Origin of the sequence: Micromonospora cynarisoli, from assembly GCF_030518815.1 — a bacterium.
GTDB lineage: Bacteria > Actinomycetota > Actinomycetes > Mycobacteriales > Micromonosporaceae > Micromonospora > Micromonospora wenchangensis.
In genome coordinates, this window is the sequence record NZ_CP130426.1 from 4,808,275 (window position 1) to 4,831,078 (window position 22,804).

Sequence of the window (22,804 nt, forward strand, 5' to 3'; positions counted from 1 at the left end):
GGCGGGACCGGTGGCCGGCCGGCCGGTCGGGCACAATGGGTGAGGTGCCCGTGGAGATGAGCCGTGAACGCTTCGAGGAGCTGGTCGGCGAGGCCCTCGACGAGGTGCCCGAGGAGTTGCTCCGGCTGATGAGCAACGTGGTCATCCTGGTCGAGGACGACCCACCGCCCGGGGAGGACCTGCTCGGCCTCTACGAGGGGCATGCGCTGACCGAACGCGGCTGGAACTACTCGGGTGTGCTGCCCGACCGGATCTTCATCTACCGCCGGCCGATCCTGCGGATCTGCGCCACCGAGGACGACGTGGTCGACGAGGTGGCGGTGACCGTGGTGCACGAGATCGCCCACCACTTCGGCATCGACGACGAGCGGCTGCACGCGTTGGGCTGGGGCTGAGCCCGCCACCCGCCTCGTGCGGCCGGTCGTCTGCGTACACCTGACCGGTTCCGTGCGCGGAGCCGGGCCGGCGCGCCGCTCGGCCGATGCGGCGGGTTGCGGGGGCTGCCTACCGTGGGTCGAGCACACCCCTAATCAGGAGGAAGACCCAATGCGCAGCGCGCTGTTCTCCGCGGAGAACCTGGAGAAGGAGTCCGCCCAGCCCGGCATGCGGCTGCAGAACTCCAAGATGTTGAAGATCGAACTCAACGGTGAGGCGATGGCCCGGGTCGGGTCGATGGTCGCCTACCAGGGGCAGGTGCAGTTCCAGGCGTTGGGCTCGGGCGGCATCGGCAAGTTCATCAAGCAGCGGCTCACCGGCGAGGGCGTGCCGCTGATGAAGCTCTCCGGCCACGGCGACGTCTTCCTGGCCGAGCTGTCCAAGGACGTGCACATCATCGACCTGGAGCCGGGCGACGCGCTGTCGATCAACGGGTCCAGCGTGCTGGCCTTCGACTCCACCCTGTCGTACGACATCAAGATGGTCGGCGGCGCGGGGATGGCCTCGTCGGGCCTGTTCAACTGCGTGTTCAGCGGCTACGGCCGGATCGCCATCACCACCAAGGGCACCCCGGTCGTGCTCAACGTCGACGCGCCCACCTACGTCGACCCGCAGGCGGCGGTGTGCTGGTCGGCCAACCTCCAGACCGGCTACCACCGGGCCGAACAGCTCGGCCTGGGCACCCTGCTCGGCCGCACCACCGGTGAGGCGTTCACCATGAGCTTCGCCGGCCAGGGCTTCGTCGTGGTCCAGCCGTCGGAGGAGCCGCCGGTCCAGGGCAGCGGCGGCCAGCAGCAGCAACAGGGCCTGCTCGGCGGTCTGCTCAGCTGACTCAGCGACGCGGGGGCGGTCCCGGCCGGGACCGCCCCCGTTCGTGCCTGTTGCCGTCGGGGGACTCCTGCCGACCGGTGCTACGGGTGCGTGGGCTCAGCTCAACTCGCCGGAACGCAGCCGGGCCAGCCAGGCCGCCGCGTCGGTGTAGTCGGTGTCCGAGAGCCCGGCCGGCGCGGGGACCGGCCGGTCACCTGCCGCGTCGGCCCACCGGTGCCGGGGGTACGACCCGAGGAAACGCACCTTGGCGCAGACCCGCCGCAGCCCCTGCAACGCCTCCCCGAGTCGGGCGTCGGCGACGTGACCGGTGCAGTCGAGGAAGAAGACGTACCGGCCCAGCGCCTCGCCGGTGGGGCGGGACTCGATCCGGGTCAGGTTGACCCCCCGCACGGCCAGCTCCATCAGCACCGACAGCAGCGCGCCCACCCGGTCGTGGGCGATGTAGACGGCCAGCGAGGTGACATCGTCGCCGGTGGGCGGTGGGGGCGGGCCGGGGCGGGAGAGCAGTGCGAACCGGGTCACCGCGTCCGGATGGTCGGCGATCTTGTCGGCGAGCAGGGTCAGCCGGTGCCGGGTGGCCCCGATCGGGGCGCAGATCGCCGCGTCGTACTCGCCGGTGGCCGCGCCGGCCGCCGCCGCGCCGTTGGACAGCACGTCGATCACCGTGGCGTCGGGCAGGTGCGCGCGCAGCCAGTTGCGGCACTGGGTGGACGCCTGCGGGTGGGCGGCCACGCTGCGTACCCCGGCGAGGTCGGTGCCGGGGCGCGCGCCGAGCACGAACTCCACAGGCAGGATCACCTCCCGGGTGATCACCAGCGGGTCCCCCTCGGCCAACTCGTCCAGGGTCACCCCGACCGCGCCGCCTATCGAGTTCTCCATCGGCACCAGCGCCGCGTCCGCCTCACCGGCCCGTACGCTCTCCAGCGCCTCGCCGACGCTGCGGGCGGGTGTACGACTGCCGTGCTCGGCGGCCGGGACGGTACGCAACGCCTGCTCGGCGAAGGTGCCCTCGGGGCCCAGGTAGACGTAGCGGGTCGGCGGTGTTCCGGGCATGCCGCCCAGCCTACGCACCCGGTGGCAGCCCGGTCCCGGTGTCGCAGGCCAACGTCCGGATGGCGGGCGGCGCGACGGCCTTCACCTCGATCGAGCAGACGTCCGTACCGGCGGTGACCAGCCGCAGCGCGTCCGGCTCGCCCCGGCTGACCGCCTGGAGCTCCTCGTGCCCGCTGACCGACAGGACGGTGTACTGCCAGCCGTCGGCGCACAGCGGCCCGTCGACGGCCCGCACCGGCACGTCGCGGGGCAGCACGTCCCCGCGGAGCAACCCGATCACCCGGTCGGCCGAGGGGCGGCCGGCGCAGGCCGTCGCGACCGCCGCGACGGTGGGGGTCGGCAGCGTCGACGTCGGCGGCAGGGTGGGGGTCAGCGGCAGGACGGGGGGCGACGTCGACGGCGGCAGGGTCACCGCCGGTGTGGGCGGCTCGACCGGGGCCGGCAGCTCGCGGTCGGGCGGGGCGGCGCAGCCGGTGAACGGCGACACGGCGAGCAGGGCCACGGCGAGCCGGGCGGCGACCGGCCGCCGGTTCGGGGGGCGGTGGGCGGGGTCAGGCGGCACGGGCCGGTCCTCGGGGGATTCGGGCGCGGGGGCGTCGCGACGGGGGCCGGCCGTCACGGACCGTGGGGGGCCGGTCGTGTGGCCGGTGGGTGAGCCCATCGTAGGAAAAACCGCCCGCCCGGTGAAGGCCGATGCCGCCCGACGTCGGGCGGCGTCGGCGCGGGTCGGTGCCGGTCAGATCGGGGAGAAGAAGGTGAGTGAACCGGCGACCGAGCCGCCGGTGAGCATCGGGGTGGAGACGGCGTCGACGGTGGCGTAGGTGCTGGCGTCGCCGGCCGGCTGCACCCGCAGCAGGCCCCGGGCGAGTCGACCGGAGTGCAGGGCGAGCAGCGGGGGGATCTTGTCGGTCTCCTGCTCGGGCAGCTCGTGCCGGGCGGCGGTGAAGTCGAGCAGCCGCAGGCCCCCTTCGAGCAGCGGCAGGCCGACCACGTCCTCGGGGGCGCCGAGGCAGAGCAGTTCGCAGCCGGCGGCGGAGATGGCCACCACGAGGGTGCCGGCGTCGATCAGCAGGCAGGGCTCCTCGGCGTGCGAGACGCTCGCCGACCACTTCCCGACGTTGTCGCACCCCGGCCCTGTCGGCGTCCGCGCCGCCGGCACGAACACGTCCGGGAGCGAGAGTTCGACGTGGGCCACCGCGCCTCCTAGGTACACCGACGGTCTGTCCACGCTAGCCGGTCTTCGTGACGGTCGCCGACCGCGCGGGAGCCACCGGCCGCCGGTGGAGGGATCAAGTGCCCTGGTGGGCGGCCGGCGACGGCGCGGACCGGCATGTCGGGGGGACCGGTACCGCGGGGCGTCGCCGGTGACGTTACCGGCGACCCGCCGGCTTGTCAGCGGCCGTTCGGCCCTCGTCGTACCACCGGTAGTCGCCGGTGGGACGGTACGTGCCGTTGTGCCAGGTCTGCGGGGCCTGGGCGACGCGGGACAGCTTCTCGGCGGTGGCCGGGCTGATCCGGTTGCCTCCGGCGACGAGGAGCCGGTCGAGCTCCCGGTGGGTCGCCATCATGCAGTCCTTCGGCAGGCCGTAGACGCTGATGACGCCGGAGCCGACGAAGGTCAGCACCGGCGTCACCGGGATCGGCAGCCCGACCGCCTGGGTGAGCGCCTTGCTGGCCCGCTTGGCGTCCCGCCGGGCCTCGGCCACGTACGGCGGGCGCTTGCCGTTGATCTGCACCACGTCCCCGGCGACCAGCACCCGGGCCCGGCCGTGGTCGGCGATGCTGACCGCGAAGAGACCGCTGGGGCCGATGGCGAGGAACCCGGCGCGTTCGTCCTGACCGTGGTCGCGCAGGACGTCGGAGACGTCGGTGCGGGGCCACTCGATGACGTGCCAGGCGGGGCCGAGGTGGTCGAGCTGACCGAGCGCCCGCGCACCGGCGGCCTCCAGCCGGCGGGCGCCCCGCTCGGCCCGGCGTCGACGTGCCCACTCCAGTGGGGTCGGACGGGCCGGGTCGAGAGCCGCGGACCCGTCGGAACGGGGGTGCGGCGCCGTCACGGGCGGCAGTGCCCGGGTGGGTACGGCTCGACGAGCGGGAAAGACAGTCATCGCGACCTCCGGCAAAAGGTCCCTCGAAAGTTATGTTCTCACTACCCTACGTCGCCACTGTGGGGGTACGGCAAGTTGGAACGCCGGAATGAGTGCGGATGAATGCCATATTCATCCGCAGTTCTTCCGCTGAAGATCGTTCATCACTGCCCTACGCTGCGGGGGTGACCCACTACGTGGACAGCGAGGTCGGTCGACTCGGCACGGTGCTGTTGCACCGACCGGGTCCGGAACTGGCCCGCCTCACCCCCCGCAACAACGACTCGTTGCTCTTCGACGCTATCCCATGGGTCGGCCGGGCCCAGGAGGAGCACGACGCCTTCGCCGCCGAGCTGCGCGGACGGGGCGTGGAGGTGCTCTACCTCGCCACCCTGCTCGCCGAGACGCTCGCCGTCACCGAGGCCCGCGCCGAACTCACCGAGCAGGTGCTCGCGTCGCCCCGGCTGGGCGACACCCTGCGCCGCCGGGTCGCCGACCACCTCGCCTACCTCGACCCCGCCGCGCTCGCCGACGTGCTCATCGCCGGCCTCGCCCACGAGGAGGTACGGATCAGCGCCGAACGCCCCGGCGGTCTGGTCTGGACGATGATGGACCGGCACGAGTTCGTCATCGACCCGCTGCCCAACCTGCTCTTCACCCGGGACTCGTCACTGTGGATCGGCGACCGGGTCGGGGTCACCAGCCTCGCCATGCCGGCCCGCCGCCGGGAGACCACGCTGACCGACGCGATCTACCGGCACCACCCCCGCTTCGTCGGCACCAGGACCGTCTACCACCCCGGCCTGGAACACCTCGAAGGCGGTGACGTGCTGCTGCTCGCCCCCGGCGTGCTCGCCGTCGGGGTGGGCGAGCGGACCACCCCGGCCGGCGCCGAACGGCTGGCCCGACAGGTCTTCGCCGCCGGCCTGGCGCACACCATGCTGGTGGTGCCGATCGCCCAGGAACGGGCCACCATGCACCTCGACACCGTGTGCACCATGGTCGACGTCGACGCGGTGCTGATGTATCCCAACGTGGCCAGCACGCTGTCCGCGTACACGGTGATCGCCGGGCCGGACGGCGAGCCCCGGGTGGACGGCCCCGCGCCGTTCCTGCGCGCGGCGGCCGACGCGATGGACCTCGACCAGCTCCGGGTCATCGACACCGGCCTGGACCCGGTGACCGCCGAACGCGAGCAGTGGGACGACGGCAACAACACCCTCGCCCTGGCCCCCCGGCTCTGCGTCGGCTACGAACGCAACGTGGAGACCAACGCCCAGCTGGAGCGCGCCGGCATCGAGGTCATCCCGATCGCCGGTTCGGAGCTGGGCTCCGGCCGGGGCGGCCCCCGCTGCATGTCCTGCCCGCTGGTCCGCGAGCCGCTGCGCCGGCAGGCCGGCTGAACCGCCCCACCCGGGCCGAGCCGGCCGGCCGCCTAACGGAGGGTGAGCTGGCGGCCGAGCAGGCCCTGACGGGCCCGGCGGCCGGCGGCGTCCAACGGCTCCTTCTCGGCCAGCGCGTCGGCGTACCGCTTGGTGAACGCGGCCACCGGCTCCTCCCACGCGGCGGCCGGGACGTCCTCCGGCAGGTCCCACACGGGTGCCAGCCGGCCGTGCGCCCGGAACATGCCGGCGAACTTCGTGCCCTCGCCGAGGGTGAGCGCACCGGCGGCGGAGAGCCGGGAGAGGGCGTCCAGCGCGGCGTCCTCGTCGTCGCCGAGCACCCAGCGCACGTGCGCCTTCTCCGGCACCTGGCACCAGTAGGCGGCCCGTGCGGCGGCCAGCTTCACGGTCGGGTAGATCGCCGCGTTCGCCCGCTCCAGGGACGCCTGCACGGTCGGGTCGTCGGCCGCGCCCGGGTCGAGCCAGAACTCGAAGCCGTCGTGCATCGTGATCTCCAGCGGGCCGTCGACCAGGACGTCCTGGAGGCGGGGGCCGGGGCCCGGCAGCGGCGGCACCGTCACCGCCCCGCCCGGCTCGGTACGCAGCGCGCACAGCAACGCCTCGGCCAGGTCCCGGGAGACGTCGCCGGACTGCTGGTGCCGTTGGAGACCGATGAACACCCGACCGTCCGGCTTGGTCATCGCCGGGGCGGCCATCGGCAGCACGGTCGCCAGGGTGACCGGGCGGTCGCCGTGCTCCTCGACCAGGTCCGGGGTGAGCCGCAGCGGTGCCGAGGCGGCCGGTACGAGTTCGCGCAGGGCGATCCACTCCGGCTCGTCCGCCAGCCCCTCGAACGGACGGGGGACGAAGACGTCCCTGATCTTCTCCCGGCGGGGAGCGGCCTCGGCGCGCTGGTTCTTTCGACGCTTGCTCACGGCGAGACAGCCTAGAGCCCGACGGGCGGCGGTGGGGGAAGGACCCGCCTCGGTCAGCCGGCGGCGACCAGGTCCGGCCGGCAGCCGGCGGGGTCGAACTCGGCCCAGACGCTCTGCCCCAGGCCGTCCCGGTCGACCCCCCAGCGGCTGGCCAGCCCGGCGACGATGTGCAGGCCCCGGCCGTCGACGGCGTCCGTGCCGGCGGCCCGCATCCGGGGGCCGGCCCCGGCGCCGCCGTCGGTCACCCGGACGGAGACGCCTGGCCCGGTCCGGGTCGGGCGCAGCCGCCAGGCGACCCGGACCACCCCGCCGGGCAGCGGGTCGGCGTGCCGGATCGCGTTGCCGACCAGTTCGGCCAGGACGGCCACCAGGTCGGCGAGGAGCGGCGGGGGCACCAGGTCGGCCAGTTCGTCGGCGAGCCGGTGCCGGGCCAGCCGCGCGCCGGTGGCGTGGTGGGGGACCACCACACACCACGAACGCTCGACTCGTCCCGTCGACACTCCGGCTCCCTCTTGGCCCGTGGCCCGCTGGTGCGGTGGCTCGTCCGGCCCACCGAGGACGGCTCACCCGCGGGGGAGCCGCACCTCTGCGACGGTACCGCCACCGTCGCGTGGACGTAGGGATACCCACCCATTCTGCTGTTCAACGATCCGGCGGACGAGATAGAGGCCGAGTCCGGCGCCCGGATAGGCCCGCCGGTCGCCGGACTCGCCCTGCCAGAACCGGTCGAAGGCGCGTTCGACGTGTTCCGGCCGGATGCCCACCCCCCGGTCGGTCACCCGGAACGACACGGTCTGCCCGTCGGCCGACGCGAACACCTCGATCGGGGAGTCCGCAGGTGCCCACTTGCCCGCGTTGGTGCACAGTTCGGTCAGCACGGTGGTCATGCTGTGCCGGTCCCCGAGGGCCTTGGGCAGGTCGGCCGGCGCGTGCAGGAACAGGCGACGGCGCAGGTCGCCGGGGAGGTCCAGGACCGCCGCCCGCAGCGCCTCACCGAGGTCGAACGGGACGGCCGGCTCGCCGTCGGAGCGTCCGTCGGTGGCCGAGGTGAGCAGCCGGTCGACCAGCCGGGCCAGTTCGTTGGCCCGTTGCCCGATCACCCGGGCGGCCTGCCGCCGGTCGTGGTCGGTCAGCGACTCCCAGTGGTCGGTGAGGGTGTCTGCGTACCCCTTGATGACGGTGACCGGGGTGCGCAGCTCGTGGCTGGTGACCGCGACGAAGAGGTCGCGGTCGGACTCCCGGCGTCGCTGGTCGGTGATGTCGCGGAAGGTGATCACCCGTAGCGTGCCCGGCCCGACCAGCTCGCCCGTGGTGATCCGCAGCCACCGCCCGTCCGGGAGTTGGTGGTCGAGCACCTGGCCGGCCGGGGGGAGCGGGAACGGCAGTGGCCGGTTCATCGCGTCACCGGCGCTGCGCCCGGTGACCTCGGTGGCGGCCGGGTTCCACAGCCGGACCCGACCGTCCCGGTCGACCACGGCCAGGCCGTCGGCGAGGGCCGCGACGACCGGGCCGTCGCCGTGCACCGGCAGCCCGCTCTGGTCGCCGTACATGTGGGCGACGCAGGAGGCGAGGTAACCGAGGGTGGCGTGCTGCACGCGGTCCTCGGTCTCGTCGTCGTCGGTGTAGAGGGCGTGCAGGGTGCCGACGGTGAGCCCGTTGAGTTCGGCGCGGGCGACGATCATGCGGCGCAGGCCGTCGTCGACCAGTTCCGCGGCGAGCGGACCGTCCAGCCGGTCCAGCCGGGCCTGCCGGACCCGGGGCCCGGTGAGCAGGCAGACGGTGGCCGGGTCGGAGGCGGGCAGCGGGCGGCCGATGGTCCACTCGGCGCAGCCGCTGGCGGCGATCACCCGGCCGCCGGTCGGGGCGAACTCGACGAAGGCCACGCAGTCCGCGCCGAGCGTGGGGCGGGCCGCCCGGAGCAGCGAGGTGAGCACCGGCAGGCCGGCCTCACCTGAGTTGATCATTTCGATCACCGCGCCGTGGTCGGTGATGAGGGTGGCGAGATCGGGGCGCTCCGGCATGCCCCGAGTCTGCCCCGTACGAGGCGGTTCGGGCACCCCCCGCAGGTCACCCGGCTCCGGCAGCCGGTGCCGACCCGACCACCCCGCGTCGGCCGGGGACCGGTGTGAGCCGGGTGTCACCGGCCCAGCCGGGCCAGGGTGTGCGCGGGCCGGTCGGTGATCACCCCGTCCACCCCCGCGTCGAGGACCAGCTCCAGGTCGGTTGGCTCGTTGACCGTCCAGACGTACACCGGGTGGCCGGCGGCGCGCAGCGCGGGCACCAGCTCCGGGCGGGCCCGGACCAGGCCGATGCCCGGCCCGGCGATCCGCGCCCCGAACGGCAGCCGGCCGAGCCGCAGCCAGCGCGGCAGCACCTCCAGCAGCAGCACGGTCGGCAGCGTCGGGGCCAGTTCGCGGACCCGGCGTACCGCCAGCGGGGAGAACGACATCACGGTGACCTGGACCGGGTCGTCCGGGCCCGGTTCGGCCAGCCCGTGCCGACGCAGCAGGGTCACCAGCCGGCGCTCGACGTCCCCCCGGTAGCGGGACGGGTGTTTGGTCTCCACCAGCAGCCGGACCGGCCGGCCGGCGTCGCGGACGGCGGTCAGCAGCCGGTCCAGGGTGAGCAGCCGGGTACGGGTGTCGTCAGGCGTCGCGTCGCCGTCGGCCGGCGCGCAGCCGGGATGCCAGGAGCCGAAGTCCAGGGTCTCCAACTCGGCCAGGGTACGGGCGCTGACCAGGCCGTGACCGTTGCTGGTCCGGTTCAACCGCCTGTCGTGTACGCAGACCAGGTGCCCGTCGCGGGTCAGCCGGACGTCGCACTCCAACCCGTCGGCGCCCTCGTCGAGGGCCCGCAGGTAGGCCGCCAGGGTGTGCTCGGGCAGGTCGGCCGACGCGCCCCGGTGCGCGAAGACCAGTGGCTCAGCCATCCTCAGCTGCTCAGATGACCTGGCCGGGCTGCCCGTCCCCGGTGACGACCGGCCTGCCCACGGCCGCCCACTGCCGCATCCCGCCGTCGGCGTTGCGTACCTGCTCCCAGCCGTTGCCGAGCAGGTAGCCGACGACCTGGGCGGAGCGTCCGCCGGAGCGGCAGATCACCGCGACGTCGCGGTCGGTGGGCACCTCGGCGAGCCGGGCCGGCAACTCCATCATCGGTACGTGGTGCGCGCCGGGCGCGTGGCCCGCCGTCCACTCGTCGTCCTCGCGGACGTCGAGCAGGTAGGTGTCGTCGTCGATCGCGGTCACGGGGACACTGGGAACCTGGGATCCGAACACGGTCGAAAGCCTAGATCCTCGGTGCCGTCGGCGGCACGTCGGCGCTCGGCGTGGCGACCTGTCGGCGGGTGGGCGCGGTGGGAACGGTCAGAGCCGGTTGACCCAGCGCGGGTTGGCCCGGGACCAGTCGGGCAGCCGGTCGGTGCGGACGGCGTCGAAGAGTCCGCCGCCGCCGTTGTCGAGCACCACGTACGAGACGCCGTCGATGGTCTGCGGGTAGGACGGGAGCTGCACCCCGTGCAGCGCGTCGGCGGGCAGCGACCGCAGGGCGAACAGCAGTTCGTCCAGGGGTACGCCGTTGGTGTCGACGGTGAGCGCGCTGCCGACGGCCCGCAGCACCCGGTCGAGTTGCACCGGGTCGGTACGCAGGTGCGTCTCGCCGGCGCGGTCCATCATCGCCCGCAGCATCTGCTGCTGGTGCCGCTGCCGGTCGTAGTCGCCGTTGGGCAGGTCGTAGCGCTGCCGGGCGTAGTCCAGCGCCCGTGCGCCGTCCATCTGCTGGCAGCCGACGGGGAAGACGACGCCGGTGTGGATCGAGCGGACCTCGGTGTCGACGCACATCCGGATGCCGCCGAGCAGGTCGATGACGCGTCGGAAGCCGGCGAAGTCGATGAGGGCCGCCCCGTCGAAGCGGATGCCGGTGAGCCGGGTCAGGGTTGCCGAGAGCAAACGGGTGCCGCCCTCGCCACCGCCGCCGTGCTCGTACGCCGCGTTGATCTTGTCCTGGCCCCCGCCGTAGCCGACGCCGTCGGGGGGGATGGCGACCAGCAGGTCCCGGGGGACGGAAATCAGGTACGCCTGCCGCAGGCCGGGCGGTACGTGCACGATCAGGATGGTGTCCGACCGCTGGTCCGGCCCGGCTGCGCCGGGGCGTCGGTCGGAGCCGACGATCAGGTAGTTCAGCCCGGTGTCCAGTTCGGTGCGGGCCTGCCGGGCGTCGGGGGCGAGCAGTTGTTCCTTGCTGACCGTGCGGTCGTAGCGGTGGGCGAGCAGCCGTACCCCGACCACGGCGAGCCCGGCGAGCAGCACCAGGGCGAGGCCGACGCCGAGCAGGGCCCGTGGCCAGCGTGCCCCGCGCCGGCCGGGAGGCGGTGTGCCCCGCCCCCGGTCGGATCGCGCTGACCTGGCCGTGACGCCCTCCCCGTGGCCGCAACGTGAATATCTCTCACGTCAGGCTACGGCGGGTCGACCGGCTTCCGGGCCGGTTCGCCGCGACTACCGGCCGGTCACTTACGGGTGGACAGCACGCTCGGGTTGGCGTACACGAACTCGCCCAGCCGGTCTTCCTTGATCGCCTGGAACATGTCCAGCGTCTGCTGGCTGAGCGCCTCACGGTTGTTGGCGTTGCCGTTGAACGTGCCGCCGTTGGTCCGCAGCATGGTCAACTCGTTGGCGGTCACCCCGCGCATGGTGAAGACCAGGTCGGCCACCGGCACGCCCCCGGTGTCCAGGATGAACGCCTTGCCGGCCGCCTTGATCAGCTGGTTGACCTTGACCGGGTTGGTCAGCATGCCCTTGTCGGTGGCCTTACGGGCCATCGCCTTGATCAGTTGCTGCTGGTTCTGCTGCCGGTCGTAGTCGCTGTTCGGCAGGCCGTAGCGCTGCCGCGAGTAGTCGAGCGCCTGGAGGCCGTTCATCTCCCGGCAGCCCTTCTTGTAGACCACCGGGGTCATCGGCCGGCCGGTCTTCTTGGCGTCCGCGTTCCACATCTGCTTGCCGTCGACCATCATCATGTGGTGCGACTTCACCTCGTGACTGACGCAGATGCGCACCGTGCCGAGGGTGTCGATGACGTTCTTGAAGCCACCGAAGTTGATGATCGCGGCTCCGTCGAAGCTGACCCCGGTCATGTTCTTGATGGTCTGGGCCATCAGCTGGGCGCCGCCCTCCCAGCCGCCGCCGTTGCGCGCGCCGGCCTGGAACGCCGCGTTGATCTTGTCGGTGCCGCCCTTGAACCCGCTCTTCTTGAACGGGGGGATCTGCGCCTCGGTGTCCCGGGGGATCGAGATCAGGTACGCCTGGTCGTGGCTGGCCGGGATGTGCAGCACGATGATGCTGTCCGAGCGGACGTCGTCGGCGGCCCAGCGCTCCCGGGCGTCCACGCCGAGCAGCAGCATGTCGATCGGGCCGTCGAGGTTGGCGCCGCCCTCGGCCTCGGTCTTGCCCGCCCCGCCGAGCAGGTTGCGCTGGGCGATGTTGCCGGTGGCCTGACTGATCAGCGCCTTGCTGCCGACGATCGCCACACCGCTGGTCAGCATCAGCACCGCGCCGAAGACCACGGTCAGCCGCGCCCAGAGCGGGTCCTTGCGCCGGGCGCGCTTGCGGGCCGTGGCGGAGGGCCGACCGCCGCGACCGCCCGGTGACGGGACGGCGGCCGACGCCCGGTAGGGGTCGGCGCTCAGCGACGATGGGCGGGGGCTGGTCTGAACCGGCATGCGTGCTCCAGCTCGCGTGATCGGGGGGCGGGACCACTTTACGTACCGCTTCCCGGCAAGGCGAGGTCGTCACACGCACAAATCCCAGACAACCTGACCTTTAGCCCCATGATTCATCCGTTCGGGCGAATCGATGCGACCGGACGGCTGTTGGCGTCCGATGATCAAGCGTTCCGGAAACGACCTCTGATGACGTCCGTCGAAATCTGCCCGACACACGGGGGCGGACCGCGCCGGCCCGCCCCCGCCCCGGGCGACGCCTCAGTTGCCGTTGCCGGCGGCCGCCTTCTTGTCGGCCGCCACCCAGTCCGCCATCGTGTCGGCCGACATCGCCTTGTACATCGCGAGCGCCTTCTCCCGGTCGGACACCACCACCGACTCGCCGTTGATCGTGTCGCTGCCGAGGTTCGGGCTGGTCAGGAACGTGAGGTTCTCCCCGCGCAGGTTGCGGAACTGGATGGCCATGTCGCCGAGGGAGAACTCCTGGTCCACGGTCACCGCCGCGGTCACCGAGCGGAGGAAGTCGTTGAGCTTCTTGGGGTTGGTCAGCGTGCCCGTGCTGGCCGCCTTGTCCATCAGCGCCCGCAGGAACTCCTGCTGGTGGCGCATCCGGGCGAAGTCACCCTGGGGGAACTGCTTGCGCTGCCGGATCCAGTCCAGCGCGGTGGCCCCGTCCATGTGCATGGTGCCCTTGGTGAACTTCCGGTACGGCTTGTGGATCGAGGTGATGCTCTGGTCCACCTTCAGGTCGACCCCGCCGACCGCGTCGGTGACCTCCTTGAAGCCGCCGAAGTCGATCGCCATCACGTGGTCGATCCGGACGTCGGTGAAGCACTCCACGGTGCGTACCGCCAGCGGCAGGCCACCGAAGGCGAACGCCGCGTTGATCTTTGCGCGCCGTTCGGAGGTGCACTCCGCGCCGCCGACCTCCGGGATCGGCACGTACAGGTCACGCGGGATGGAGACCAGGTAGGCCGACTTGTGGTCGGCCGGGATGTGCATGACGATCAGCGTGTCCGCCCGCCACTCGCCCTGCTTGTCGACGGGCGCGTCCGGGTCCCGCGAGTCCGAGCCGACCAGCAGGATGTTGAGTGCCCCGTCGACCGCCTTCGCCGGACGGCCGCCGGTGATCTCCGAGAACGGGTCGGTGCGGGCCAGGTCGTCGTTGAGGTTGCGGGTGTAGAACCACGCCCCGACCCCGCCGAGCAGCGCCAGGACCAGCACCGACACGCCGGCCACCAGGGCGATCCGCCCCCAGCGCGGGCGCGGCCCGCGCCGGCCGTGGTTCCCCGGCCCGCCCGGCCCCGAGGGTGTGCCGGGGCCGCCCGGTCCGCCCGACCGGGGCTGGCTCTCCTGGTACGACGGGTACCACTGCGCGTCGGACTGCCCGGAGCGCCCGGTGGCGTCCCGGTCGGCGCCGGGCACCGAGGCCCGGCCCGCGCTGCGGTGCAGGTAAGGGAGCGAGGCGCCGGCTGACGAGGTCGCTGACATGCGTTTCAGCGTACGTAGGTGGGTCGAGCGTTCGCTGACTGTGAAGCCCGCCGGCCGTCCCGCGTGGCGCGGGGGAGCTACCCTAGCCGGTCGCGGAAATGGTCGATGGTGCGTCGCAGGCCCTCCTCGGGCGAGACCTCCGGCTGGTATCCCAGCAGGTCCCGGGCGAGGGTCAGGTCGGGACGGCGCATCTCCGGGTCGTCCGCGCTGCGGGTGACGTAGGTCACCTGTGACGTGCTGCCGGAGAGTGACACGATCGTCTCGGCGAGTTGCCGCATCGACATCTCGTGTTCGGTGCCGCAGTTGATCGGGCCGGTCTGCGTCGAGTCGAGCAGTAGCAGGATGCCGCGCACCAGGTCGTCGACGTAACAGATCGACCGGGTCTGGTCACCCGTGCCGTGCACGGTGATCGGCTCGCCGCGCAACGCCTGGGAGATGAAGGTGGGGATCGCCCGGCCGTCGTCCGGGCGCATCCGTGGGCCGTACGTGTTGAAGATCCGGACGATCGCCGCGTCCAGCCCCCGGCTGCGGTGGTAGCCCATGGTGGCCGCCTCGGAGAAGCGCTTCGCCTCGTCGTAGACGCTGCGCACCCCGATCGGGTTGACGTTGCCCCAGTACGTCTCCCGCTGCGGGTGTTCCTTCGGGTCCCCGTACGCCTCGGAGGTGGAGGCCATCAGGAACCGGGCGTCGTCGGCGACCGCACGGTCGAGCAGGTGCAGGGTGCCCACCGAACCGACCCGGAGGATCTCCACCGGCAGCTTCTCGAAGTCGGTCGGGCTGGCCGGCGACGCCATGTGCATGATCGCGTCGAACCGCTGCGCCAGGGCCGGGTGGTGGGTGGGCAGGCCGTCGGAGATGTCCGCCTCGACCAGGGTGAACCGGGGGTGCTCGGCCAGGTGCGCGACGTTGTCCTTGGAACCGGTGACGAAGTTGTCCAGCGCGACCACAGTGCACCCGCGCTCGATCAGGGCGTCCGCCAGGTGCGACGGCACGAACCCGGCGCCGCCGGTGACCAGGACGCGGTGACCGTTTCCGAACCGCTGGGCAACCTTCATGGCGGCCAGCCTACTTCTCCCCGCTGCCCGGGGTCCGGTCGACCCGAGGCCCCGGGGTGCCCCGTACCCTGCCCGTCCCCGCCCCGGTGGGCGTTTCGCCGGGGGTGACGACGAGGTGGGCCCCCGACGCGAGCGGTCGCGTCGGGGGCCCGTGGTGCCGGTCGCTCAGTGCGCGCCCGCGCCGGTGAGGGCACGCACCTCCAACTCGGCGTACTTGTCCTCGTCGTGCTCCTTGGAGATCACCGTGCCGATCCAGCCGCAGAGGAACCCGAACGGGATGGACAGCAGGCCCGGGTTGGACAGCGGGAACCACTGCCAGTCGTGGTCCGGGAACATCGAGGTGGGTGCGCCGGAGACGACAGGCGAGAAGAACACCAGGAACACGGCCGAGACCAGGCCGCCGTAGATCGCCCAGACCGCGCCCGAGGTGTTGAACCGCTTCCAGAACAGGCTGTAGAGGATCGCCGGCAGGTTGCCCGAGGCGGCCACCGCGAACGCCAACGCCACCAGGAAGGCCACGTTGAGGCTCTGCGCGTAGATCGACAGGGCGATCGAGACCGCGCCGATGACCAGGGCCGAGATCCGGGCCACCCGGACCTCCTGGCGTTCTGAGGTCTGCCCCTTCTTGATGACGTTGGCGTAGAAGTCGTGCGCCAGGCTGGACGACGAGGCCAGGGTCAGGCCGGCGACCACCGCCAGGATGGTGGCGAACGCGACCGCCGCGATGATCGCCAACAGGGTCGCCCCGCCCAGGTCGCCGCCGAGGAAGGACCTGCCCAGTTCCTCGGCGAGCTGCGGCGCGGCGGTGTTGCCGGCCTTGTCCTGAGCGACGATCTCCTTGCCGCCGACCAGCGCCGCCGCACCGAAGCCCAGGGCGAGCGTCAACAGGTAGAAGGTGCCGATGATGCCGATCGCCCAGAGCACGCTCTTGCGGGCCGCCTTGGCGGTCGGCACCGTGTAGAAGCGGATCAGGATGTGCGGCAGGCCGGCGGTGCCGAGCACCAGGGCGATGCCCAGCGACAGCAGGTCCATCTTGTTGTAGAAGGTCTGGGTCGAGTTGCCTGCCACCTCGACGCCGTACCGGAGCCCGGGTTCGAGGAACGCGTTGCCCTTGCCCGACGTGGCGGCGGCGTCACCGAGCAGCGCCGACAGGTTGAAGTTGTACTTCGCCAGCACCAGCACGGTCATCACCAGCGCGCCGGTCATCAGCAGGAACGCCTTGACGATCTGGACGTACGTGGTGCCCTTCATGCCACCCACGGTCACGTAGATGATCATCAGGGCGCCGACCATGATGATGGTGGCCACCTTGGCGGTGTCGGCGTCCATGCCCAGGAACGTCGTGCCCGGCTTGATCCCCAGCAGCAGCGCGACCAGGGCGCCCGCGCCGACCATCTGGGCCAGCAGGTAGAAGATCGACACGGTGATGGTGGAGACCGCCGCCGCGGTACGCACCGGCCGCTGACGCATCCGGAACGCCAGCACGTCGGCCATCGTGTAGCGGCCCGAGTTGCGCAGCAGTTCCGCCACCAGCAGCAGCGCCACCAGCCAGGCGACCAGGAAGCCGATGGAGTAGAGGAAGCCGTCGTAGCCGTACAGCGCGATGATGCCGGCGATGCCGAGGAACGACGCGGCCGACATGTAGTCGCCGCCGATCGCCATGCCGTTCTGGAACCCCGAGAAGGACCGGCCGCCGGCGTAGAAGTCGGTGGCCGTCTTGGTCTGCCGGCTGGCCCAGATCGTGATCGCCAGCGTCACCGCCACGAAGACCAGGAACAGGGTGATGGTCAGGTTGCGGGCGGTGCCGCCGCCCGCCTCAACCGCGAGGACCGTGTTCACGGTTCACCTCCCCGATCTCGGCGCGGATGCGGTCGGCGGTCGGGTCGAGCTTCCGGTCGGCGTACCGGGAGTAGAGCCAGGCGATGAGGAACGTGGAGACGAACTGGAGCAGACCGAAGATCAGCGCCACGTTGATGTTGCTGCCGAAGAGCTTCGTGCCCATGAAGTCCCGCGCGTAGGCGGAGAGGATCACGTAGAGCGCGTACCACAGGAAGAAAGCGACGGTCATCGGGAAGACGAAGCTGCGCAGCGCGCGGCGCAACCCGACGAACTCGTCCGACCGTTGTACGGCCAGATAACGCTCCGCCGCCGAGTCGGCCGGGGCGGGCGTGGGTGTGTCCGTGGACATCTGTGGATCACCACCTTCACAGGCATCGGGAGTTTCGCGCACCGTAGAGAGCGGTCTGCCTGCGAGAAAAGGTGCAGATCGATCCCGGCAGTCCCCTGCGCCGAACGGTCCCCCACCTGCGCCCAGTGACCCACGTCACCCGCTCACCGGGCCGGCCCCCGCCGATGATCGGCACTTGTGGCCCGAATTGCGGTATCCGTCTGCCCACGACACCGCTGTATCGGCGACTTGGCGACACCCATCCCGGTCCGCTCGGGCGGCTCCGGTCAGGGAAGCTGGTGGTAGCGGCCCCGGTGGTGCAGGAGGGGCGGGGTGTCGGTGGCGATCTCGACCGTCTCGATGGTCGCCTCGACGAGGAGGGCCCAGCCGTACTCCCGGGCGGTGTCCAGGCGGCAGCCGGCCCAGCTCCCGGCGTCGGCGGGCACCGGCCCGTAGGGCGTGTCGGTCCACGTGCCCGTGGCGAACAGGCCGCCCGGCGAGGGGAAAAGCCCGGCGAACCGGTCGGCGAGCTGCCGGTGGGACGGCCCGAGGGGGGCCACCGCGAACCGGCCGGCGTCCTCGATCGCCGTCCACAGGTCGGCCTCGGGGTCGATCAGGCCGAGCAGCCGGTCCGGCTCCCCCTCGGCGACCAGGGTGGACGACACGGTCAGCCCGGCCGGGCCGGGAGCGGTCCAGAGCGTCACCGGCGCGGCGAGCCGCCCCCGCAGCCGACGGGCCGGCGAGCGTTGCCCGGTCGGCACCGCGAACGGGTCGGTGTGGTGGATCTCGGCACCGGGGTTTGGATTCACGTGAAACATTGTGGCCCCCGTCCCGTCCCGCGTTGCCCGGTCGGGACGGGAACCGACCGAGCTTCCCTGATCGTCTACGACGGCAAGGACCGCTGCGGCCCGTGACGGCGGCGCGACGTCAGGTCGTACCCGTGGCGGTAGGGCCGCCGGACAGGGTGGCGCGGGCGGCGGCCAGCACCTCCGGGTCGGCGCAGCCGGCCGCGTAACCGGCGATCCGGCGACGGATGTCGCGGGTGAGCAGCCAGACGCCGACCCGGTCGGCGACCGGCCGCAGGAACGCCGGCCGGCAGCGGAAGCTGTACCGCCAGGTGGCGACCGTGTGGCCCGGCTCGGGTGCGGGGGCGAACCGCCAGCCACCGGCGAACATCTCGAAGAACCACGGGCCGCGCACCATCTTCATCCCGACGTTCGTCGGCGGGGCGAAGGAGACGTACTCGCTGATCATCACCAGGCCGTGCCGGGACCGGGTGAAGGTACGCACCCCCTTGCCGGGGCGGGTGGCCCCGTCGACGAAGTGCTGCTCGCGGACGAACGGGTCCCACCGGTAGCGCACCGGCGCGACGGTCTGCGACACCGCGAACGCCACCTCCGGCGGGACCGCGACGGTGGTCACCGCCTCGACGACGGGCATCAGCGGCGGGGGGTCACGGTCGACAGCAGCTCCGGCATCCGGCGGTCCAGCACGTCCCCGGCCAGGTACGCCCCGAGCAGCGCCGCCCCCACCCCGTACGCCGCGCCGACCGGCAGGGCCAGCCAGAGCCACACGTCGCCGAGCAGCCCGGCGGCCACCACCATCGGTACGGCGGCAGCCGCCGAGCCGACCATGGACAGCAGGGTGAGCATGCTCTTGGCGATCCCCGAACCGGTGTTCATCGCGAACGGGTTGCTCGTCTCGGGCAGCGAGTACGCCCCGAGCACCGAGATGAACCCGTTGATCGCCAACCCCACCCCGTACGAGGCGAGCAGCGCGCCCGCCGCCACCCCGAACCACTCCGGCCGGCCGAGCACCCCGCTGATGATCAGGGAGACGACCCCGAGCATCGGCACCACGTACACGGAGAAGGCGGTCATTCGGGCGCGCAGCTCCAGCCGACCCGGCACCCCGGCCACGACGTTGGCCGCGTAGGCGCTGCCGTCGAAGCCGAACTGGTTGGCCAGGGTCACCGAGGCGAGCACGCCGACGAAGAGCATCGAGATGCTGAGCAGCACCGGCGACGGGTCTCCGGTGGCCTCGAAGCCCTCCTCGCCGACGGCGAACCCCGCGCCACCGAGGTTGACCATCACCGGTACGAAGATCCCGACCACCGCGATGGTGATCAGGTTGGCTCGCCGTCGGGCGTCCCGCCACCAGTAGCGGCACTCGCGGGCCACCAGCGCGCCGAACCGGTCCCGACGGGCCCAGCCGACCGCCCGGGGAAAGAGCTGGGCGACCGCGCCGCCGGTCGGTGCCTGGCGGGCCTTGGCCGGGGCGGCGCTCGCCGCGCCGACCATCGCCGACTCCAGCGACCGGGACCACCAGAGCAGCAGCGCCCCGATGGTGACGGCGGTGATCAGCAGCTTGACCGGCACGGCCCAGGCCCGACCCTCGGCCACGTCGAGGCCGATCGTCCAGGGTGCGCCGAACGGGGTCCAGCCGACGATCCGGGCCACCCCGACCAGCCGGTCCCAGTCGGCGGTGCGGACCGCGGCCAGCACCACGAGCTGCAACGGGCCGAGCAGCGCGGCGACGACGGCGAGCAGCACGGCGGCCAGGTCGCGCACCCGGCGGGACCGCAGCATGGTGGCGAACGCGCTGGTCACCGCGCGGCTGGCGGCGACGCAGAGCAGTACCCCGGCGACCACGCCGACGGCGGCGACGACACCGGCGACCGCACCGCCGAGCAGCGCGGCGCTGACCACCAGCCCGGTGACCGCGACCAGCACCGCGAACACCGGGACGCTGACCAGAGCCGCCGCGAACAGCCCGGTGACCAGGGTGCGGCGGGACAGCGGCAGCAGGGCGAACCGGGCCGGGTCGAGGGTCTCGTCGACGCCGAAGAAGACGAGCGGCAGCAGCAGCCAGCCGAGCACCAGCACCCCGCCGCCGAAGGCCGCCGCCATCACCGCGTAGCGGGGTTCGTCGGCGAAGCCGGGGGCGGCGAACATCAGGAAACCGCCGGCCGCGAACCAGAGGCCGACCAGCACCCCCACCACGAACAGCGCGACCCGCCAGCTCTGGCCCCGGAAGTTGTTGCCCATCACCCGCAGTTTGAGCCGGACGAAGTGGCGCGGGGAGACCGCGCGGACCCGCGCAGCGGGCACGGCCACGGTCACCGGGACAGCCACGCCAGCTCCTCACCCGTCGCCGTCCGGCCGCCGACGACCTCGACGAAGACGTCCTCCAGGGACCGGTCGCCGCGTACCTCGGCGAGGGTGCCGACCCGCTTGATGGTGCCCTCGGCGAGGATCGCCACGTGCGAGCAGAGCCGCTCGACGACCTCCATCACGTGGCTGGAGAAGACGACGGTCCCGCCGCCGACCACGTACCGGTGCAGGATGTCGCGGATCAGCGCCGCCGACACCGGGTCGACCGCCTCGAACGGCTCGTCGAGCACCAGCAGCCGGGGGCCGTGCAGCAGCGCACAGGCCAGGCCGATCTTCTTCTTCATGCCGGCGGAGTAGTCGACCACCAGGGTCCGGCCGGCGTCGGTGAGGGCCAGCACGTCGAGCAGCTCCGCCGCCCGCTGGTCGACGACCGTCGGGTCCATGCCGCGCAGCAGGCCGTGGTACGCCAGCAGTTCCGCGCCGCTGAGCCTGTCGAACAGCCGCACGCCGTCGGGCATGACGCCGAGCAGCCGTTTCGCCTCGACCGGGTCGCCCCAGACGTCGTGCCCGAGCACCCACGCGTTGCCGTGGTCGGGTCGCAGCAGGCCGACGGCCATCGACAGGGTGGTGGTCTTGCCGGCGCCGTTGGGGCCGAGCAGGCCGTAGAACGAGCCGGCGGGGACGGCCAGGTCCACCCCGGCGACCGCCACCTTGCCGTCGAACTGCTTGGCCAGGCCACGGAGTGCCAGCGCAGGGTGTTCACCAGTCATGCCTCGACCGTATCCGGACCGGGCGAGAGGCCGCTCCCGCCAGGGGACGATCCCGGATCATCCCGCAGGTGGACGGCCGTGCCGGGTGGTTCGGGGAGGACGTGGAGCGCGACGCTGCCGATCGGGACGAACCGTCAGGAACGGAGCGACTCGGGGGCGTGCAGGCGGAGCATGGTGGCCCCGACGTCGACCGGGGTGCGGCGGCGGGTCGCCACCGACACGGCGATCATCACGGTGAAGGCGAGCGGCACCGTCCAGGCGGCGGGCTGCGTGGTGAGGGTCGCCGGCCAGCCGGTCAGTGGCGGCCCGAGCACGGTGACCAGCACCGCGCCGATCGCCGCGCCGCCGCCGACCAGCACCCCCGCCGCCGCGCCGAGATCGGTCAGGCCGCGCCACCAGATGCCGAGCACCAGCAGCGGGCAGAAGCTGGACGCGGCGACCGCGAAGGCCAGCCCGACCACCTGGGAGACGTCCAGCCCGGAGACGTTCAGGGCGAGCACCGCCGGCACCCCGCCGGCGATCACCGTGGCCAGCCGGAAGCCGCGTACCGAGCCGTGCCCCAGCACGTCGGTGGAGATCACCCCGGCGACGCTGGTGAGCAGCCCGGACGAGGTGGACAGGAAGGCGGCGAACGCCCCGGCGGCGACCAGGGCGGAGAGCAGCCGCCCGGTGACGCCGTCGCCGAGCACCGCCTCGGGCAGCAGCACCACCACCGCGTCGGTCTGCCCGCTGACCAGCAGTTGCGGGGTGTAGATCCGGCCGAGTACGCCGTACAGCGTGGGCAGCAGATAGAAGACGCCGACCATGGCCAGCACCACCAGGGTGGTCCGTCGGGCCGCCGCGCCGTCGGGGTTGGTGTAGAAGCGCACCAGTACGTGCGGCAGTCCCATGGTGCCGAGGAAGGTCGCCAGGATCAGCGAGTAGGTGGCGAACAGGCCCCGGTCGTCGTCCCCGGCGGCGCTGGGCAGCAGCCAGTCGGCGGCCCCGGTGGCGACCCCGGACACCTCGGGCACCGGGTCACCGGCGGCGAAGCTCAGCTCGTCGCCGGGGCGTACCTCACGGATGGTGCCGTCGGGGAAGGTGAGGGCCGCGCGGTGCTCGACCACGACGGTGGTGGCGGTGCGGAACGCCGGTCCGTCGGGCGGGGTCACCGCCGGGCGGGCGTCGGCCTGCCACTGGAGGGCCAGGAAGATCGCGGGTACGGCGAGCGCCGTCAACTTCAGCCAGTACTGGAACGCCTGCACGAAGGTGATCGCCCGCATGCCGCCCAACGCCACGTTGGCGGTGACCACCACGGCGACCAGCAACGCCCCCACCGGGTAGGGCGAGCCGGCCACCGTGGCCAGGGTCAGCCCGGCGCCCTGCAACTGCGGCACCAGGTAGAGCCAGCCGATGAAGATGACGAAGACGGTGGCCAGGGTGCGCAGCCGGCGGGAGCCGAGCCGCAGTTCGCAGAAGTCGGGCAGGGTGAACGCCCCGGAGCGGCGCAGCGGCGCGGCGACGAAGAGCAGCAGAGCCAGGTAGCCCGCGGCGAAACCGACCGGGTACCAGAGCACGTCGACGCCGTACTTGAGGATCAGCCCGGCGATGCCGAGGAAGCTCGCCGCCGACAGGTACTCCCCGCCGATGGCGGCGGCGTTCCAGCTCGGACTGACCGTCCGGGACGCCACCAGGAAGTCGGAGGTGGTCCGGGCCAGGCGCAGGCCGTAGAAACCGATGCCGACGGTGATCAGGGTGACCACGACGATCGCCGGTACGACGTACCCGTTGCCCAT

General features: G+C 72.5%; 23 protein-coding genes. 3 read left to right on the top strand and 20 right to left on the bottom strand.

Translation table 11 applies throughout. From position 1 onward, the window contains the following. Positions 1-50: 50 nt before the first annotated feature. Both Q2K16_RS20785 and Q2K16_RS20790 read left to right on the top strand, forming a co-directional pair. On the top strand, positions 51-395 hold the full coding sequence (locus Q2K16_RS20785) for a metallopeptidase family protein (RefSeq protein WP_204925639.1): 345 nt from the start codon (positions 51-53) through the stop codon (positions 393-395). A gap of 151 nt (positions 396-546) precedes the next feature. Beyond that, positions 547-1,266 (top strand): AIM24 family protein, encoded by a 720-nt coding sequence (locus Q2K16_RS20790; protein WP_302739466.1) that lies wholly within the window; start codon positions 547-549, stop codon positions 1,264-1,266. A gap of 96 nt (positions 1,267-1,362) precedes the next feature. On the opposite strand, the gene pheA is transcribed toward Q2K16_RS20790, so the two are convergent. The 4 genes from pheA to Q2K16_RS20810 form a co-directional block, all read right to left on the bottom strand. Continuing rightward, the gene (pheA, locus tag Q2K16_RS20795; protein ID WP_302739468.1) at positions 1,363-2,319 is read right to left on the bottom strand and encodes a prephenate dehydratase; all 957 of its coding nucleotides are present in this window, start codon (positions 2,317-2,319) and stop codon (positions 1,363-1,365) included. A 10-nt stretch (positions 2,320-2,329) separates the two neighbouring features. Continuing rightward, the gene (locus Q2K16_RS20800) at positions 2,330-2,881 is read right to left on the bottom strand and encodes a hypothetical protein (protein WP_302739470.1); all 552 of its coding nucleotides are present in this window, start codon (positions 2,879-2,881) and stop codon (positions 2,330-2,332) included. A gap of 174 nt (positions 2,882-3,055) precedes the next feature. Continuing rightward, the gene (locus Q2K16_RS20805; RefSeq protein WP_302739472.1) at positions 3,056-3,514 is read right to left on the bottom strand and encodes a hypothetical protein; all 459 of its coding nucleotides are present in this window, start codon (positions 3,512-3,514) and stop codon (positions 3,056-3,058) included. A 175-nt stretch (positions 3,515-3,689) separates the two neighbouring features. Then, positions 3,690-4,427 (bottom strand): hypothetical protein, encoded by a 738-nt coding sequence (locus Q2K16_RS20810; RefSeq protein WP_302739474.1) that lies wholly within the window; start codon positions 4,425-4,427, stop codon positions 3,690-3,692. Positions 4,428-4,591: 164 nt separating this feature from the next. On the opposite strand from Q2K16_RS20810, the gene Q2K16_RS20815 reads away from it, so the two are divergent. Then, positions 4,592-5,809 carry an arginine deiminase gene (locus Q2K16_RS20815; RefSeq protein ID WP_302739476.1) on the top strand — a complete coding sequence of 406 codons (1,218 nt, stop codon included), beginning with the start codon at positions 4,592-4,594 and terminating at the stop codon, positions 5,807-5,809. A gap of 32 nt (positions 5,810-5,841) precedes the next feature. On the opposite strand, the gene Q2K16_RS20820 is transcribed toward Q2K16_RS20815, so the two are convergent. The 16 genes from Q2K16_RS20820 to Q2K16_RS20895 form a co-directional block, all read right to left on the bottom strand. After that, on the bottom strand, positions 5,842-6,723 hold the full coding sequence (locus Q2K16_RS20820; RefSeq protein ID WP_302739478.1) for a DUF5926 family protein: 882 nt from the start codon (positions 6,721-6,723) through the stop codon (positions 5,842-5,844). A gap of 53 nt (positions 6,724-6,776) precedes the next feature. Further along, positions 6,777-7,190, bottom strand: a complete 414-nt coding sequence (locus tag Q2K16_RS20825; RefSeq protein ID WP_302746562.1) for an ATP-binding protein — start codon at positions 7,188-7,190, stop codon at positions 6,777-6,779. 96 nt (positions 7,191-7,286) lie between these two features. Beyond that, positions 7,287-8,744: a sensor histidine kinase gene (locus Q2K16_RS20830; protein ID WP_302739480.1), complete on the bottom strand. Its 1,458-nt coding sequence runs from the start codon at positions 8,742-8,744 to the stop codon at positions 7,287-7,289. A 116-nt stretch (positions 8,745-8,860) separates the two neighbouring features. Next, a complete protein-coding gene (locus tag Q2K16_RS20835) occupies positions 8,861-9,652 on the bottom strand; it encodes a glycerophosphodiester phosphodiesterase (RefSeq protein WP_302739481.1) in 792 nt (263 codons plus the stop codon). Positions 9,653-9,662: 10 nt separating this feature from the next. Further along, the gene (locus Q2K16_RS20840; protein ID WP_302739483.1) at positions 9,663-9,998 is read right to left on the bottom strand and encodes a rhodanese-like domain-containing protein; all 336 of its coding nucleotides are present in this window, start codon (positions 9,996-9,998) and stop codon (positions 9,663-9,665) included. An 87-nt stretch (positions 9,999-10,085) separates the two neighbouring features. Next, on the bottom strand, positions 10,086-11,027 hold the full coding sequence (locus Q2K16_RS20845; RefSeq protein WP_302739485.1) for an LCP family protein: 942 nt from the start codon (positions 11,025-11,027) through the stop codon (positions 10,086-10,088). 197 nt (positions 11,028-11,224) lie between these two features. After that, positions 11,225-12,433: an LCP family protein gene (locus Q2K16_RS20850; protein ID WP_302739487.1), complete on the bottom strand. Its 1,209-nt coding sequence runs from the start codon at positions 12,431-12,433 to the stop codon at positions 11,225-11,227. A 261-nt stretch (positions 12,434-12,694) separates the two neighbouring features. After that, positions 12,695-13,924 (bottom strand): LCP family protein, encoded by a 1,230-nt coding sequence (locus tag Q2K16_RS20855; protein WP_302739488.1) that lies wholly within the window; start codon positions 13,922-13,924, stop codon positions 12,695-12,697. A 77-nt stretch (positions 13,925-14,001) separates the two neighbouring features. Further along, positions 14,002-14,979 carry a GDP-mannose 4,6-dehydratase gene (locus Q2K16_RS20860; protein WP_302739490.1) on the bottom strand — a complete coding sequence of 326 codons (978 nt, stop codon included), beginning with the start codon at positions 14,977-14,979 and terminating at the stop codon, positions 14,002-14,004. Positions 14,980-15,144: 165 nt separating this feature from the next. Beyond that, positions 15,145-16,818 carry a solute symporter family protein gene (locus Q2K16_RS20865; RefSeq protein WP_302739492.1) on the bottom strand — a complete coding sequence of 558 codons (1,674 nt, stop codon included), beginning with the start codon at positions 16,816-16,818 and terminating at the stop codon, positions 15,145-15,147. Next, positions 16,796-17,167, bottom strand: a complete 372-nt coding sequence (locus Q2K16_RS20870) for a DUF485 domain-containing protein (protein WP_088643583.1) — start codon at positions 17,165-17,167, stop codon at positions 16,796-16,798. Before Q2K16_RS20870 ends, Q2K16_RS20865 begins: the two co-directional genes overlap by 23 nt. Before the next feature lie 266 nt (positions 17,168-17,433). Then, on the bottom strand, positions 17,434-17,964 hold the full coding sequence (locus Q2K16_RS20875) for a flavin reductase family protein (protein WP_302739493.1): 531 nt from the start codon (positions 17,962-17,964) through the stop codon (positions 17,434-17,436). A 109-nt stretch (positions 17,965-18,073) separates the two neighbouring features. After that, positions 18,074-18,586, bottom strand: coding sequence for an SRPBCC family protein (locus Q2K16_RS20880; protein ID WP_302739494.1), 513 nt, complete (start codon positions 18,584-18,586; stop codon positions 18,074-18,076). After that, complete coding sequence (locus Q2K16_RS20885; protein WP_489671928.1) at positions 18,586-20,268, bottom strand: ABC transporter permease; 1,683 nt, start codon at positions 20,266-20,268, stop codon at positions 18,586-18,588. The genes Q2K16_RS20880 and Q2K16_RS20885 overlap by 1 nt, the downstream gene beginning before the upstream one ends. Continuing rightward, positions 20,265-21,029 carry an ABC transporter ATP-binding protein gene (locus Q2K16_RS20890; protein WP_302739497.1) on the bottom strand — a complete coding sequence of 255 codons (765 nt, stop codon included), beginning with the start codon at positions 21,027-21,029 and terminating at the stop codon, positions 20,265-20,267. Before Q2K16_RS20890 ends, Q2K16_RS20885 begins: the two co-directional genes overlap by 4 nt. Before the next feature lie 134 nt (positions 21,030-21,163). After that, on the bottom strand, positions 21,164-22,804 hold the full coding sequence (locus Q2K16_RS20895) for a sodium/solute symporter (RefSeq protein WP_302739499.1): 1,641 nt from the start codon (positions 22,802-22,804) through the stop codon (positions 21,164-21,166).

Bases quoted from the DNA above. Each gene is read 5' to 3' on its own strand.
- Q2K16_RS20790 (WP_302739466.1), top strand. From the start codon at position 547: ATGCGCAGCGCGCTGTTCTCCGCGGAGAACCTGGAGAAGGAGTCCGCC.
- pheA (WP_302739468.1), bottom strand. From the start codon at position 2,319: ATGCCCGGAACACCGCCGACCCGCTACGTCTACCTGGGCCCCGAGGGC.
- Q2K16_RS20810 (WP_302739474.1), bottom strand. From the start codon at position 4,427: ATGACTGTCTTTCCCGCTCGTCGAGCCGTACCCACCCGGGCACTGCCG.
- Q2K16_RS20830 (WP_302739480.1), bottom strand. From the start codon at position 8,744: ATGCCGGAGCGCCCCGATCTCGCCACCCTCATCACCGACCACGGCGCG.
- Q2K16_RS20835 (WP_302739481.1), bottom strand. From the start codon at position 9,652: ATGGCTGAGCCACTGGTCTTCGCGCACCGGGGCGCGTCGGCCGACCTG.
- Q2K16_RS20850 (WP_302739487.1), bottom strand. From the start codon at position 12,433: ATGCCGGTTCAGACCAGCCCCCGCCCATCGTCGCTGAGCGCCGACCCC.
- Q2K16_RS20855 (WP_302739488.1), bottom strand. From the start codon at position 13,924: ATGTCAGCGACCTCGTCAGCCGGCGCCTCGCTCCCTTACCTGCACCGC.
- Q2K16_RS20860 (WP_302739490.1), bottom strand. From the start codon at position 14,979: ATGAAGGTTGCCCAGCGGTTCGGAAACGGTCACCGCGTCCTGGTCACC.
- Q2K16_RS20870 (WP_088643583.1), bottom strand. From the start codon at position 17,167: ATGTCCACGGACACACCCACGCCCGCCCCGGCCGACTCGGCGGCGGAG.
- Q2K16_RS20875 (WP_302739493.1), bottom strand. From the start codon at position 17,964: ATGTTTCACGTGAATCCAAACCCCGGTGCCGAGATCCACCACACCGAC.
- Q2K16_RS20880 (WP_302739494.1), bottom strand. From the start codon at position 18,586: ATGCCCGTCGTCGAGGCGGTGACCACCGTCGCGGTCCCGCCGGAGGTG.
- Q2K16_RS20890 (WP_302739497.1), bottom strand. From the start codon at position 21,029: ATGACTGGTGAACACCCTGCGCTGGCACTCCGTGGCCTGGCCAAGCAG.
- Q2K16_RS20895 (WP_302739499.1), bottom strand. From the start codon at position 22,804: ATGGGCAACGGGTACGTCGTACCGGCGATCGTCGTGGTCACCCTGATC.